Origin of the sequence: Pseudomonas sp. JDS28PS106 (assembly GCF_036706555.1) — a bacterium.
Classification (GTDB): Bacteria; Pseudomonadota; Gammaproteobacteria; order Pseudomonadales; family Pseudomonadaceae; genus Aquipseudomonas.
Map to the genome: position 1 here is coordinate 215,584 of NZ_JBAJGT010000001.1, position 13,809 is coordinate 229,392.

Genomic DNA, 13,809 nt, shown 5'->3' on the forward strand with positions numbered 1-13,809 from the left:
GACTTCATGTTCGTCGCCGAGCGGGACGAAACCGTTTTGCTTCGACCTGAACCGGCGAACGACTCCGACACTTCCGAGTATGAGCTGCACATCAGCCGGCTGATACCGCGCTCGACCCCGTCCATTGCGGCACCTGAACCGGCAAGCCCTGCGCTGCGCGAACTCTTCACGCAAATACGCGACGGCGGCAATACCGACCGTTTCTGGGCCGAACGCGCGCGCCTGGGCACGCCGATGATCGAGCAGAGCGATCCGGTGGGCAAGACCGCATTGGTCACCTTTCTCTGGCGCGGCGCCGAGCGCAACGTCAAGCTGTTCGGCGCGCCGTCCGGCAATCACGATGATCTGGCGCGTTTGCCGGGAACCGATGTCTGGTACCGGAGCTACCGGGTGCCTACCTCGACCCGGATCAGCTACCAGCTGGCGCCGGACGTCCCCGCGCTTCCCGAAAGCTTACCGGACCGGCGACGCGCGCTGCTTGCCACGGCACAGCGGGACCCGCTGAATCCTTCGGTCTTTGCCGGGCAACCGGGCGACGACCGATGGCAGCAGAAGTCGCTGCTGACCCTTCCCGATGCCCCGCAGCATCCCGAGCTGCTGCCGGACGCATCGGTGCCCGCCGGAACGATGCAGCGCCAGGTCCTCGAGAGCGCGCTATTGGGCAATCAGCGAGCGGTGTACCTCTACCGCCCCGCCGGCTGGCAGCCCAACGCTGACGAGCGAGGCCTGCTGGTGCTGTTCGATGCCCATGCCTATCTGCGTCAGGTGCCGACCGCCACACTGCTGGACAACCTCATCGCGCAGCGGCGCATCATCCCCACCGCAGCGCTGATCATTGCCAACCCGGACGCCGCCGCCAGAGCCCGGGAACTGCCGCCGAATCAAGACTTCGCCCGCTTTCTTGCCCAAGAATTGCTGCCTTAGGCGCGTACGCAGGGCATCTCGGCCAGCGCCGCGAATACCGTGATCGCCGGTTCCAGTTATGGCGGCATCGCCAGCTCTTATGCGGCGCTGCGCTACCCGGACCGGTTCGGCAATGTGCTGTCTCTGTCCGGATCGCTCTGGTGGAGTCCGCCCCACGCGGAGTCGCAATGGCTTACGCGGCTGGTGCGAGACGGCGACAGGCTGCCCGTCCGGTTCTTTCTCCGGGCCGGGCTGTTCGAACCAGGAAAAGCCAGCCAGGCCGGCATTCTGGACACCAACCGGCACTTCAGGGATGTGCTTAAAGCCAAAGGTTATCAAGTGGACTATGGCGAGTTCGCCGGCGGCCACGATTATGCACAATGGGGCCCAGAGCTGAGCCAGGGTCTGCAAGTGCTGCTTGGCATGGAGTCCCGGCGCGAAGCTGCAACCGGCCAGGCGGCCAGCGTGCAGTCACTCGCCCGCTGACAGCCGGGCGCGCATCTGCGCCAGCGCCGCCGAATGGGTACGTTCGAACATCAGCGGCGTCGCCGTGACATGGCCCTGGCGCAGGCAGGCACCTTCGGCGTCATCGGCATCGACAGGGTCCTGGCGATTGAGCCTCAGCCAGTAGTAATCCAGATCGCGCGGGTCGGTTCGGGTCTGCACTTGTATGTCCTTGAGATGCCCCCGGCCTTGTGTGGTCAGTTTCAGCGGCTTCACCTGCTCAGGGGCGCAAGCCGGGAAGTTGAGGTTGATGCAGGCATCGGCCGGCCAGTCCAGTTCCAGCACCCGCCGAACGCTCGTAATGCCATGGGCTTGCGCGACTTCCCAAGGCACCGCCGCGCGGTCGACGAACGCCTGGCTGAGGGCGATCGACTTGACGCCGAACATCAGCGCCGTCATCGCGGCGCCGACCGTTCCGGAAAATACCGTTTCCAGTCCCAGATTCGCGCCGCGGTTCACCCCGGACAGCACCAGATCCGGCAGCCCGTCGCGCATCAGATGCCCCAGCGCCAGGGCGACGCAATCGCCCGGCGTGCCGGAGACCGCCATCCGGCGCTCGCCGTGGTGACTGATCCGCAAAGGATCGTGCAGACTCAGGGAGTGGGAGGTGCCACTCTGGTCCAGCAGCGGCGCGACCACCCAGACCTCTCTGGCAATCTGTGCCGCGATCTCCTCCAGCACCCGCAGACCGGGGTCGGCGATGCCGTCGTCGTTGGTGAGCAATACGCGCTCGAACAGGTAACCGGATGTACTCAACGCCACTCTCCTTCATGCAGGGGCTGGATGCTCGGTCGACGGGCGGCCGTTCGACGGTCCGCCAGTAGACGTTGCCACGTCCCGGCAGTTCCTGGCGGCGTCTTCCTCTGCCGCACGCTGCACGGTAAGATCCGCGTCGGCCTCTGCTGCCCGCCGCTCGCGCCCTTTGGGTCTGGTGAAAGCAGGTTTCTTATTCTGTGCAAACCCCGTCGCTCTCTTGAACGTCCGGTTTGGCAACGCGAGCACCCGCAGGTCCGGACCACAGGAGTCACGATGTCTTCCATTGCACACGCCAAGCAAATGGCCAAGCGCCTGCGCGCCTCTCTGGCCTCGCGGCAGCACGAAATCTCTCACAGCGCCGCCCTTGAACTGGTAGCGCAACAGCTGGGCCACAAGGACTGGAATACTGCGGCGGCCACCTTGCCGGCGGACACGCCGTCGCAGCGCATCAATTTCGACCGACCGGTCCCGATCCTGCGCATGTTCGATGAAGCCAAGGCCCGCGAGTTCTATCTGGAGTTTCTCGGCTTCGGCGTCGAGTTCGAGCATCGCTTCGCCGCAGACCTGCCGCTGTACCTGGGTATTGATCGCGCCGGCCTGAAGCTGCATCTTTCCGAACACCACGGCGACGCCAGCCCCGGCTCGACCGTGTTCGTCCCGATGCAGGGCATCGAGGCGCTGCGGGACGAACTGGCGACCAAAGGCTATCGCTACGGCCGCCCGGAAATCGTCGAGCAGGACTGGGGACGGCTGCTGGAGGTCTACGACCCGTTCGGCAACCGCATACGTTTCTGTCAAAGCTGAGCAGTGCGCGGACGGTCACGACTGCCCGCGCTTCGGAGCCCTGAGCGAGTCGTCAGGGCGCCATCAATTCCCTGACCCTGGCGGCCAGCACGTCGACCTTGAAGGGCTTGGTCAGTACTTGCATGCCATGCCCCAGCGCATCGCCGCTCAGCGCGGCGTTCTCGGCATAACCGGTGATGAACAGCGTGCGCAGATGCGGCCGCACTTCGCGTCCTGCGTCGGCCATCTGTCGTCCGTTCATGCCGCCGGGCAGGCCGACATCGGTGATGAGCAGGTCGATGTGCACGTCCGAGCGCAATACCTTGAGACCAGCGACGCTGTCCACGGCCTCGATCAGGGTGTAGCCAAGGTCGCCGAGCACGTCTGCCAGCAGCATCCGGACTGTGGGTTCGTCGTCGACGATCAGGATGGTTTCCCCGGTTTGCTCGAACGCTGCCGGTGGCAGGGCCGCCTGAGCTTCGTCCGCGGTCGCGTCCCCGAAATAACGAGGCAGCCAGATGCACAGGCTGGTGCCCTGCCCCAGCTGCGAATTGAGCCGCACCTGACCGCCGGACTGCTTGGCGAAGCCATAGATCATCGACAGACCGAGCCCCGTTCCCTGGCCGATGGGCTTGGTGGTGAAGAACGGGTCGAAGGCGTTGGCGAGCACATCGGGAGTCATGCCGGTGCCGGTATCCGTGACACATAACGACAAGTACTGGCCTTCGGGCAGGTCGTAGGTCCGGGCCGTCTCGCGGTCCATGCACAGGTTGGCGGTGGTCAGCGTAATGCGCCCGCCGTCGGGCATCGCGTCGCGGGCATTGATGCATAGATTCAGCAGGGCGTTTTCCAGCTGGCTGACGTCCACCAGCGCCGGCCACAGCTGTGGGTCGGCGATGGTCTCGACGGCGATACCCGGCCCTACCGTGCGCTGGATCAGGTCGGTCATGCCTTCCATCAGCGCATTGACGTCGGTGGGGCGCGGGTCCAGGGTCTGGCGCCGGGAGAAAGCCAGCAGACGGTGGGTCACCGCCGCCGCGCGCCTGGCCGCGCTTTGCGCGGTCGTCATGTACTTGTCCATCTCGCTGAAACGGCCTTGCTTGAAGCGCTTGTCCATCAGCTCCAGCGATCCGGAAATGCCGGCCAGCAGGTTGTTGAAGTCGTGGGCCAGACCGCCGGTCAACTGCCCCACCGCCTCCATTTTCTGCGACTGACGCAGTTTCTCCTCGGCCTGCATCAGTTCGGCGGTCCGGGTGGCAACGCGCTGTTCAAGGGTGTCATTGAGGGCGCGCAACGCGGCGATCGCGCGGTCGCGCTCGGCTTCCACGGCCCGGCGCTCCTCGACGTCGATCAACACGCCGGGCAGGCTCAACGCGGTGCCGTCCGGGGCGAGATCGACGCGGCCATTCGCTTCCAGCCAGTAATACTCGCCGTCGGCGCGCCGCACCCGATACTGATGCGCATAGGCACCGCCCCGGACAATCGCTTCATTGATGGCCGCCGACAACCCGGCCCGGTCCTCCGGATGCACCGACGCGACGACCTGTTCAAGGGTCAGGCCCTGGCGACCCAGCGCCGGGTCCAGCCCGAACGACCGGGCAAAACCCTCGTCCACAGTAAAACAGTCGCTGGGTATATCCCAGTGCCAGGTGCCGATGATTGCGCCGGCGGCGAGCGCCAGCTGGACGCGCTCCACGCTTTCACGGGCCAGGGCCTCGCTGGCGAGCAAGCGTTCCTGGGCATTGCGCCGCTCGGTCACGTCGCTGAAGAAGATCGCCAGCTGGCGGTCCGCCGGATCGCCCACGCTCACCGCGCGTACATCGAACCAGCGCTCGAAGTGCGAGGCGTAGCTTTCGAAGTTGGCGGATTCGCCGGTCTTGGCGACATGGCCGTAGGCGTCGAACCAGAATTGCTCCAGGTCCGGCGCGAACTCGGTCACCCATTTGCCGCGCAGGTTGACCCCGGAATGGCGCTCGAACGCCGGGTTGGCTTCCAGAAAGCGATAGTCGATCGGACGGTCGTCGGCGTCGAACTTGACTTGAACGATGGCGAACGCCGCTTCGATGGTTTCCAGAATGGTGCGAAAGCGTTCCTCGGTACGGCGCAAGGCCGTCTCGGCGGTTCGCAGACGGGTCAGGTCCAGCATGGCGCCGATCATGCGTACGGCGCGACCATCAGGCGCGCGCAGGACATGGCCCCGGTCGAGCACTTCGGCCCAGGATCCGTCAACTCTTTTGAAACGGTATTCCTCGGTCCAGGCACTCCCGTCACCGTCGATCACTGCATGGATCGAGGTGTAGACCCGAGGACGATCATCGGGATGGATCTGGCTCAGCCACCACTCGCCAGTATTCTCGACGCTGGTCGGCGAGTGGCCGTAGGCCTGCTCCAGCGCGTCGTTCCAGAGCACGTGATTGCCCGGCAGATCCCAGTCCCATATCGCATCGCTGGTGGCCTTGGCGACCAGGCGATAGCGCGTTTGGGTTTCTTCGAGCGCACGACCCGCCAGGTGCTCGGCGGTCCTGTCGCGCAGGATCTTCACGAAACCCAGGTGCCCACCTGACTGGCCATGCAGCGGCATCATCTCGCTCGACGCCCAGAATCGCCCCCCGTCCCGGCGCAGATGCCAACGCTTGTCCAGCGCGCGCCCTTCGCGCAACGTATCGCGCATCTCCTGCTCGATACGTCCGCAAGCACGATCCTCGGGGGTGAAGAAGCGCTCGACCGTCTGCCCGCGCATCTGCTCGGCCGACCAGCCCAGCAGATGCTCCGCGGCAGGGTTCCAGTCCGTAATGATGCCGTGGGGATTTGTCACGATCATGGCAAAATGCGTTGCGCACTCGAAGATCGCGCGATGTCCGGCGTCGCGCCATGCCTGGGGACAGGCCGCGCTCTGCTGCGGTGCGTGGTTCTGGGCCAGAGCCGCACGCAAGCGCAATACCTCAGCTTCGAGCGCTTCGCGGCTCAGATACTTCAGCTCGTTTCCACTCACGTGTCGTCATTCCTAGGTCGCGGGGCGGGTGGCCGCCTGCTCAGGCCGCAATCAGATCAGAAATACTGGCAATTTGCACATCGAAACGCATCTGCCCGGCCAAAATTGTGGCTGGCTGGCTTTACTCAACCTTTACCCAATCCAGACCCGCGTTTACACCGCCCCGGTGTTCAATAGATCCATGGCGAATTCCACAGCCGCCAGAGGAGATACCATGTTCGCGAAAATGACCCAAGCCCTGCTTCTGACCGGATGCCTGATCGGCGCCGGGACCGCTTCGGCGAGCGACCGCAATGTGGTAGTGCCGGTCATCGCCGGCGCCGCCGTCGGCGCTGTGCTGGCCACAGCGCTCAGCAACGCCGGGCAGGATCACCATCATCGGCCCGCCCCGCGATACCGGGAAATGGCATATGCCCCGCGCTTCGAAGACCGCAGGCCCGTGCCCCCGCCGCGTCACTATTATCGGGATGATCGCCGGATCGACTTCCACGATGACGGTCGATACGTCAACCGGCATCACGACGATCATCGCCGCTGGTAATGCAAATCCCGCTGATACCGCCGCAAGAACATTGCGGCGGTTTTTCGTTATCAAGCGTTACCTCTTTCGCGCCCTTTTCAAATCGTGCCTGGTTCCTGTCAGCGCACCATCCGTCGATCTCGTCGCACCGTAGCGCAGCCAGAGTGTCCGAACTGGACAAGGCTGTGAAGCCAGGCGCGCCCGCGCGGCGAAACGTCGTCGGTCAAGGCATTAGAAAAGAAGCATTACTGCTCGGGAGTAACGATATGAAAGGCGCGATCTGGATGGCCATTGCCATTGCAGGGACGGTAACGCTGAACGGCGCACAGGCGGCCGAAACCAAGAAGGTCGATGTACTGCTGGTCGGCGGAGGCATCATGAGTTCCACCTTGGGCATCTGGCTCAAGGAACTGGAGCCGGGTTGGTCCGTGGAGATGGTCGAGCGTCTGGATGCAGTTGCCGAAGAGAGTTCCAACGGCTGGAACAATGCCGGGACCGGACACTCCGCTCTCGCCGAGTTGAACTACACCCCGGCCGATCCCGACGGCAAGATCAACATCACCAAAGCCATCGAAATCAACGAAGCTTTTCAGATCACCCGTCAGTTCCTGGCCTGGCAGGTTCAGAACGATGTTCTGAAGAACCCGCGCTCATTCATCAATACCACGCCGCACATGAGTTTCGTCTGGGGCGACGACAATATCAGTTTCCTTAAAAAACGTTACGAAGCCTTGCAGGCCAGCCCATTGTTCCGGCCAATGCAATTTTCCGAGGATCACGAGCAGATCAAGAAGTGGGTGCCACTGATGATGGAGGGTCGCGACCCCAATCAGAAACTGGCCGTCACCTGGACGCCGATCGGTACCGATGTGAACTTCGGCGAGATCACCCGGCAGTTTGTGGGATATCTTCAGAAGCAGCCCAATTTCTCCCTCAAGTTGTCCAGTGAAGTCCAGGACATTACCCGCAATGACGACGGGTCCTGGCATGTGGAATATGAAAACCTCAAGGACGGGACCAAATCGGCCACCGACGCCAAATTCCTGTTCGTCGGCGCCGGCGGCGGCGCCCTGCCACTGCTGCAGAAATCCGGCATCCCCGAAGCCCGTGAATACGCAGGCTTCCCGGTCGGCGGATCCTTCCTGGTCACCGAGAACCCGACCATTGCCCAGCAGCACATGGCCAAGGCATACGGCATCGCTTCGACCGGCGCGCCGCCCATGTCGGTCCCGCACCTGGATACCCGCGTGCTGGACGGCAAGCGCGTGATCCTGTTCGGACCTTTCGCGACCTTCTCCACCAAGTTCCTCAAGGAAGGTTCGTACCTGGACCTGTTCGCGAGCATGACCACGCACAACTTCTGGCCGATGACCAAAGTGGGCATCGATCAGTTCGACCTGGTGCAGTATCTGGCAGGCCAGTTGATGCAGTCCGATGACGACCGCTTCAACGCCCTCAAGGAATATTTCCCGCATGCCAAGAAGGAAGACTGGCGTCTGTGGCAGGCCGGTCAGCGGGTGCAGATCATCAAGCGCGACAAGGACAAGGGCGGCGTGCTGAAACTGGGCACCGAGGTGGTGAGCTCCCAGGATGGCACCATCGCCGGTTTGCTGGGCGCTTCGCCGGGTGCGTCCACCGCAGCACCGATCATGCTTGAGGTGATGCAGAGAGTCTTCAAGGACAAGGTCGCCAGCCCTGAATGGCAGGCAAAGCTCCATCAGATCATTCCCAGCTATGGCACGCGCCTGAACGACGATCCCAAGCGTGTGATGGAAGAATGGACCTATACGGCTCGCGTGCTGCAACTGGCGCCACCGCCTGATATCTCGGAGCAACCGGCGCAAGTCAAACCGGCAACCGATCCGATCGGTCAGGAGAACAGCAATTCCGATCCCGACCTGAATCCCGAACCGCTCAAGCCCAAGGATTGATGGCTCGTTGACCCGCGAGATCGCGTCTGCAAGCTAGCTCTCACAATACCCGTGGGAGCCAGCTTGCTGGCGATCAATCCGACAATCATCGCCACCAAGGTGGCTTCTACAGGGCCGTGCGCAGCCCGTAGGAGCGGCTTCAGCCGCGAAGCGATCAAACGCGCAATAGACATTCGGCGTCTGTCCAATCCATCGCGGATAAATCCGCTCCTACGGGGTCGGCGGGATATCAACCGGCCGCGACGACGGCAATTTCCACCAGCAGTTCCGGCGCGGCGAGGCGTGACTCGACGGTTGCGCGGGCCGGGGCGTGGCCTTCCGGCGCCCAGGCATCCCAGACCTCGTTCATGCCGGCGAAGTTGGCCTGGATATCCGACAGCCACACCTGCGCGCTGAGAATGCGGGTTTTGTCCAGTCCGGCCTTGTCCAGGTAACTGTCGATCTTTTCCAGCACCTGCGCAGTCTGGCCTTTGATATCCAGGCTGCGGTCGACTGCCGTCTGGCCGCCGATAAAAGTGAAACCGTTGCACTGCACCACGCGACTCATGCGTTGATTGGTTTCGATACGTTTGATTTCCAGCATGTGAACTCCTTGGGGTTACGGGATGGTTGAAAACTGTTGCACCGGCGACGGTTGCGAGGCCGTCGCGGGGTTGAAACGGTCGATGGCGAAGGCATCCAGCAGAATGTCGGAATGCTCGCCGAGAATCTGTTGCGCCAGCCGCTGGCCAGTGCCCGGCCCCATCTGGAAGCCGCTGCCGCAGAAGCCGAAGGAATAACTCAGGTTCGAGGCCTTGCGACTGGCGCCGATCACCGGCAGATCGTCTGCGGTGAAGGCTTCGACGCCCGCCCAGACCCGATTCACTCCCAGATGCCGCAAATGGGGAAACAAATCCGTGACGGTTCGTGCGCTGGTGCCCAGCCGGGTCATGTCGACCTCGCCGTGGCGTGCGGCGAAGTCCAGAGAGCCGATCAGCTTGCCGCCGATTACCACGGTGCCGTTGGCGAACTGCTTGAACGACAGCGCCCGGCCGGTCGCACCCAGCACCGGCGCGCAAAACGGCGCGACCCGGTGGGTGACCATCAGCATCAGGCCCTCGGGATGCACCGGCACCGGCTCGCCCACTTGTGCCGCCAGCTCTCCCGCCCAGGCACCGGCCGTCACCACCAGATGCTCGGCGCTGAACAGACCGCGCGGGGTTCGAACCCGCCACAGGGTTCCGCTCTGTTCGATGTGCAGCGCCGCCGTCTGCTCATGGACCTCTACGCCCAGCCTCTGCGCCGCTAGCCGAAAGGCCGTCACGGTCCGGTACGGCACTGCATAGCCATCGTCTTTCACCCAGATGCCGCCCACAACATGCCGGGCGACGGTCGGAATGATCTCCAGCACCTGATCCCGGTCGACCAGCAATTCATGGTCAAAACCGAGCGCCTGCAGTTCCTCGACCCGAAGCCTGCAAGCCTCCAGTTCGGCCGGATTCTCTGCCAGTTTCAGCTGACCACTGGGCACGAAGCCGCCGTCGTCGCCCAGCAGTGCGCCCATCTGATGCCAGAGCGCCCGGGACGCCAGCGCCAAGGGGATTTCCGGCGCATGCCGGCCAAGCGTCCGCACGCCGCCGGCGTTGACGCCCGAGGCATGGCGGCCGCAGTAATCGGCTTCCAGCACCCTGACCCGGACGCCTCGGCGGGCGAGATGGAAGGCCGTGCTCATCCCGTGGATGCCGCCGCCGATGATCAGGACATCGCTTTGTTGTCCGCGCGGGTCAGTCACCGGCCAGTTCTCCCAGGGTGATGGGCTTGATCGGCGGACGAATCCGGTAGTAGCCGACCTCCTGAGCCGACACGCCGCGCGCCTGGGCAATGACTTCGGTCACGGTCAGGCCGCACATCCTGCCTTGGCAAGGCCCCATGCCGCAGCGACCGAACGACTTGGCCTGATTCGGACCGCTACAGCCAAGCTCGACGAAGCGGCGCAGTTCACCAGCCGTGACTTCCTCGCAACGGCAGACCACGACGTCATCGGCCGGAATCCGGTTCTGTTCCTTGGGCTCATACAGGGCATCGAGAAATGGCCGGATGCGCAAATTGCTGTCGAGCGCTGTGCGCGGCGCGACGGCTCGCTGATCGCGATCGGCACCGTCGATCACGCCCAGTCGCGCGCCGATGCCCAGTGCCGCCAGTTCGCCCTGCAACGCAGCAGCCTGCGCGCCGCCGATGCCGACGCCGTCACCCGCCGCGTAAACACATGGCACATCCAGCTCGCCCCAGGCATCGGTGACCGGCCTGAAGCACAGTTGATCCTCATCCCACTGATGGCGTGCGCGCAGCGACTGGCTGAACTGAATATTGGGCACCACGCCCTGATGCAGCAGCACGCAACGCGTGGCAATACGCTGCGCCTTGCCCCCGACCATGAAGGTCAACGCCCGCGCCGCATCATCACCTTCGATTGCCAGTTGCTCGGCGCCGGTGAAGTGAGGCGTGCCCGCGCTACGCAGGCTGCGCATCAGCTCCAGCCCCTTGCGCAGGTAGGGCCAGGCGCGCAGCGCGGCGAACAGGTGACGCCGCGCCCGCCAGTAGTCTTGCGGCAAAGTGGTATCGACCAGCGCTTTGATGGTCACGCCAGCGCGCAGGTATTGCCAGCCCAGCAGATACAGCAGCGGCCCGCAACCAGCCAGCACCACCGGTTCTCCAGGCGCAAGCCCCGAGCTTTTGAGCAGAATCTGCGCCGCGCCGGCGGTCATGACGCCTGGCAGCGTCCAGCCCGGAATCGGAAACGGGCGCTCCATGGCGCCGGTCGCCAACAGTACGGCGCGCGCGTCGAGGGTTTGCAAACGTCCGCCCCGCAGATAGCTGACCTGATGCTCGCGGGTCACCTGCCACACGGAGGCGCCCTTTTCGTAGCGTACCGACGAAGCCTTCAACGCCTGCGCCAGTTCATTGCCCCGCGCATAATCGGGCCCCAGCATGTCGCGGCGCGCCAGCGGCGCCAGGGTGATGCCCCGGTAAATCTGCCCGCCCGGACTGGCCTGCTCATCCAGCAGCACGACCTCGAGCCCCATGGCCGACAAGGCCACCGCGCCGCTCATGCCTGCCGCTCCGGCTCCAATGACCACCACGTCCACGCTCTCATGATTCATGCTGCACCTCCATGACCTGCACCGTTGCCGCTTCGAACAACAAATCCCGCGCGCCTTCCTGGGAACGGATGCGCATGCCTTCTGCGACTTCGATCAGGCAACTCTGGCGATTCGGCACGCCGTCAATGTCCACCAGACACTCGAAGCACACGCCCATCATGCAGTAAGGCGCGCGCGGTGCTTCGCTGACCGGGGTGGCGCGAAAGCGGTTCACCCCGGACATGAGCAAGGCAGCGGCGACGCTGGTGCCGGCCGGCACGCTGAGCGGCTGTCCGTTGAACGTCAGGGTCACAGTACGCGCCGTTCCGGCTTCGCTGGCAACGGGTTGAAATAACGGATCAGTGCGCATGGGAAAACACCTTGTCGGTAAGAAAACGCTCGCCGGTAAATACGGACAACTCGTCAGGCCGGGCGCCCCCCAGAATCCAGGGCGCGATGCGCAGCGCATGCGCGGCGGCCAGGGTCACGCCGCTGTGGCAGGTGACCACGAATGCGCCGGGGTAGGTCTCGGATTGCTGATAGATCGGATAGCCGTCCGGGCTCATGACCCGCAACGCGCCCCAGGCCCGAACCAGCCGGACATCGCGTAGCAGCGGGAAGGTCGACACGCCACGCCGGGCAATGGCGGCCAGTACCTCGGTGGAGGTGCTGTCGTCAAAGCCCACCTCCTCCATCGAATCCCCCAGCTGCACCGTGCCTTCGTCGGTCTGGCGCACGTTGATGGTCGGGTACTCCAGAAAGGGACGAACGCGCTCGCTGATCAGCACCTGTCCGCGGTTGGGCGCGACCGGCGCATGCAGGCCGACCTGACGGGCCAGACCCGGATTACCCAGCCCGGCCGCCAGCACAATGCGCGGTGCGACGAACCGGCCTCGCGCTGTCGTGACACGGAATTCACCGGCGCCACATTCGATTCGCTCGACGTGCAGGCCGCCATGCAGCCGTGCGCCCTTGGCCTGCGCGGAAGCGTGCAAAGCGCGCAGAAGCTTGAGCGGATTGACGTGGCCGTCCTGAGGCGTGTAGCTGGCGCCAACCACCGCCGGGCCAATCAGCGGCAGCCTCGCCTTGAGTTCGGCCGCATCGAGCATTTCAAACGGGTAGTCGCCGACAGCGTCCTTGAGGGTCTGCAGGCGTGACTGGCGTTCGATCAACTCCTGATCGCTGAAACACATGTGAAAACCGCCGGGCTGGCGCAGTTGCACGTCGACGCCACTGTCGGCCAGCAATTGCCGAGCGAAGCCGGGCCAGCGGCTGGCGGAAGAGCGGGTCCAGCGCGAGTAGTCCGGCAGGTCGTGTCCCTTGCCTTGCACCCACACCAGCCCGAAATTGCCGCGCGAAGCCCGGAATGCATCGTCGCCCTGATCGAGCACGACTGTCTGCGCGCCGCTGCTCGCCAGCCCGTAGGCCACGGCCATCCCCACCAGTCCGCCGCCGATCACGATTGCCTCGGCGTGCACGTCATTGTGTGTGCTCTGATTCATTTGCCCTCTCCGATCAGTACCCGGTCCAGGCCGACCATGCGGTCGAGGATCAGCATCAGCAGCAGGGTCCCGACGATCAGGACCGTGGAGACCGCGGTGATCAACGGATCGATGGTCTGCGAGATCTGGTTGTACATCGCGACCGGCAAGGTGGTCGTGCCAGGCGTGGCGACGAACACGGTCATGGTCAGTTCGTCGAAGCTCTGGATGAACGCCAGCATCCAGCCACCGATCACGCCGGTGCGGATACGCGGCAGCACCACCCGGTAGAACGCGGTCCAGCGGCTCGCGCCCAGAGACAGCGCCGCCTGCTCGATGTCGCGCTCAAGACCGATGGTCGAGGCCAGCGTCAGCCGCAGCGCATAAGGCAGTACCACGATGACGTGGGTCATGGTCAGCGCCCAGAACGAGCCACCGATCTGCGCCAGGGAAAAGAACCGCAGAAAGGCGATGCCCAGTACCACCGACGGGATCATCAGTGGCGACAGCAGAAACCCGGTCAACGCGCCGCGGCCTGGGAAGTCGTAGCGACTGATCGCCAGCGCCGCCGGTATCGCCAGCAATGCCGCGATGGTCGCCGACGCGAGTCCCAGCTGAAGAGACAGGACGAAGGCGTCGATCATTTCGCGGTTGTCCAGCAGCGCTTCGAACCAGCGCAGCGACAGGCCATCAGTGGGCAACGACAGGTAGCCCTTGTCAGTGAAGGCCATTGCCATGACCACCACCAGCGGCGCGACAATGAAAGTGACGAAGGCGATGTGGTACAGCAGCGAGAAAAATCCGTTCTTGTGCATGGCGG

General features: G+C 64.1%; 11 protein-coding genes and 1 pseudogene. 4 read left to right on the forward strand and 8 right to left on the reverse strand.

Annotated features, from left to right (window positions below; genetic code table 11):
- Positions 1-234: 234 nt before the first annotated feature.
- Positions 235-1,389 (forward strand): annotated as a pseudogene (locus TRP66_RS00925) (alpha/beta hydrolase).
- Here the strand turns inward: TRP66_RS00925 and surE are convergent.
- Positions 1,375-2,163, reverse strand: a complete 789-nt coding sequence (surE, locus tag TRP66_RS00930) for a 5'/3'-nucleotidase SurE (protein ID WP_333399440.1) — start codon at positions 2,161-2,163, stop codon at positions 1,375-1,377. The pseudogene TRP66_RS00925 and the gene surE overlap by 15 nt on opposite strands.
- A gap of 273 nt (positions 2,164-2,436) precedes the next feature.
- Between surE and TRP66_RS00935 the strand changes: the two genes are divergently transcribed.
- Positions 2,437-2,967 carry a glyoxalase superfamily protein gene (locus TRP66_RS00935; protein ID WP_333399441.1) on the forward strand — a complete coding sequence of 177 codons (531 nt, stop codon included), beginning with the start codon at positions 2,437-2,439 and terminating at the stop codon, positions 2,965-2,967.
- Between the two features lie 52 nt (positions 2,968-3,019).
- Here TRP66_RS00935 and TRP66_RS00940 read toward each other — a convergent pair whose 3' ends face one another.
- Positions 3,020-5,884, reverse strand: a complete 2,865-nt coding sequence (locus TRP66_RS00940) for a PAS domain-containing protein (RefSeq protein WP_442965155.1) — start codon at positions 5,882-5,884, stop codon at positions 3,020-3,022.
- A gap of 268 nt (positions 5,885-6,152) precedes the next feature.
- Between TRP66_RS00940 and TRP66_RS00945 the strand changes: the two genes are divergently transcribed.
- Both TRP66_RS00945 and mqo read left to right on the forward strand, forming a co-directional pair.
- The gene (locus TRP66_RS00945; protein ID WP_333399442.1) at positions 6,153-6,479 is read left to right on the forward strand and encodes a hypothetical protein; all 327 of its coding nucleotides are present in this window, start codon (positions 6,153-6,155) and stop codon (positions 6,477-6,479) included.
- A gap of 245 nt (positions 6,480-6,724) precedes the next feature.
- Positions 6,725-8,389 (forward strand): malate dehydrogenase (quinone), encoded by a 1,665-nt coding sequence (gene mqo, locus TRP66_RS00950; protein ID WP_442965146.1) that lies wholly within the window; start codon positions 6,725-6,727, stop codon positions 8,387-8,389.
- A 229-nt stretch (positions 8,390-8,618) separates the two neighbouring features.
- Here the strand turns inward: mqo and TRP66_RS00955 are convergent, their stop codons facing one another.
- Genes TRP66_RS00955 through TRP66_RS00980 form a run of 6 tightly spaced genes read right to left on the reverse strand, consistent with a single transcriptional unit; the run spans position 8,619 to position 13,804 of the window.
- The gene (locus TRP66_RS00955) at positions 8,619-8,969 is read right to left on the reverse strand and encodes a RidA family protein (RefSeq protein ID WP_333399880.1); all 351 of its coding nucleotides are present in this window, start codon (positions 8,967-8,969) and stop codon (positions 8,619-8,621) included.
- A gap of 18 nt (positions 8,970-8,987) precedes the next feature.
- Positions 8,988-10,160, reverse strand: coding sequence for an NAD(P)/FAD-dependent oxidoreductase (locus tag TRP66_RS00960; RefSeq protein WP_333399443.1), 1,173 nt, complete (start codon positions 10,158-10,160; stop codon positions 8,988-8,990).
- Positions 10,153-11,529 (reverse strand): FAD/NAD(P)-dependent oxidoreductase, encoded by a 1,377-nt coding sequence (locus TRP66_RS00965; RefSeq protein WP_333399444.1) that lies wholly within the window; start codon positions 11,527-11,529, stop codon positions 10,153-10,155. Before TRP66_RS00965 ends, TRP66_RS00960 begins: the two co-directional genes overlap by 8 nt.
- Positions 11,519-11,878 (reverse strand): (2Fe-2S)-binding protein, encoded by a 360-nt coding sequence (locus TRP66_RS00970; protein WP_333399445.1) that lies wholly within the window; start codon positions 11,876-11,878, stop codon positions 11,519-11,521. Before TRP66_RS00970 ends, TRP66_RS00965 begins: the two co-directional genes overlap by 11 nt.
- Positions 11,868-13,010 carry an NAD(P)/FAD-dependent oxidoreductase gene (locus TRP66_RS00975; RefSeq protein ID WP_333399446.1) on the reverse strand — a complete coding sequence of 381 codons (1,143 nt, stop codon included), beginning with the start codon at positions 13,008-13,010 and terminating at the stop codon, positions 11,868-11,870. The genes TRP66_RS00970 and TRP66_RS00975 overlap by 11 nt, the downstream gene beginning before the upstream one ends.
- Positions 13,007-13,804 carry an ABC transporter permease gene (locus TRP66_RS00980; RefSeq protein ID WP_333399447.1) on the reverse strand — a complete coding sequence of 266 codons (798 nt, stop codon included), beginning with the start codon at positions 13,802-13,804 and terminating at the stop codon, positions 13,007-13,009. The genes TRP66_RS00975 and TRP66_RS00980 overlap by 4 nt, the downstream gene beginning before the upstream one ends.
- Positions 13,805-13,809: the final 5 nt, after the last annotated feature.

What these genes read in the sequence shown, in the direction of transcription:
- TRP66_RS00935 (WP_333399441.1), top strand. Translation starts at nt 2,437, where the DNA reads ATGTCTTCCATTGCACACGCCAAGCAAATGGCCAAGCGCCTGCGCGCC.
- TRP66_RS00945 (WP_333399442.1), top strand. Translation starts at nt 6,153, where the DNA reads ATGTTCGCGAAAATGACCCAAGCCCTGCTTCTGACCGGATGCCTGATC.
- mqo (WP_442965146.1), top strand. Translation starts at nt 6,725, where the DNA reads ATGAAAGGCGCGATCTGGATGGCCATTGCCATTGCAGGGACGGTAACG.
- TRP66_RS00965 (WP_333399444.1), bottom strand. Translation starts at nt 11,529, where the DNA reads ATGAATCATGAGAGCGTGGACGTGGTGGTCATTGGAGCCGGAGCGGCA.
- TRP66_RS00970 (WP_333399445.1), bottom strand. Translation starts at nt 11,878, where the DNA reads ATGCGCACTGATCCGTTATTTCAACCCGTTGCCAGCGAAGCCGGAACG.
- TRP66_RS00975 (WP_333399446.1), bottom strand. Translation starts at nt 13,010, where the DNA reads ATGAATCAGAGCACACACAATGACGTGCACGCCGAGGCAATCGTGATC.
- TRP66_RS00980 (WP_333399447.1), bottom strand. Translation starts at nt 13,804, where the DNA reads ATGCACAAGAACGGATTTTTCTCGCTGCTGTACCACATCGCCTTCGTC.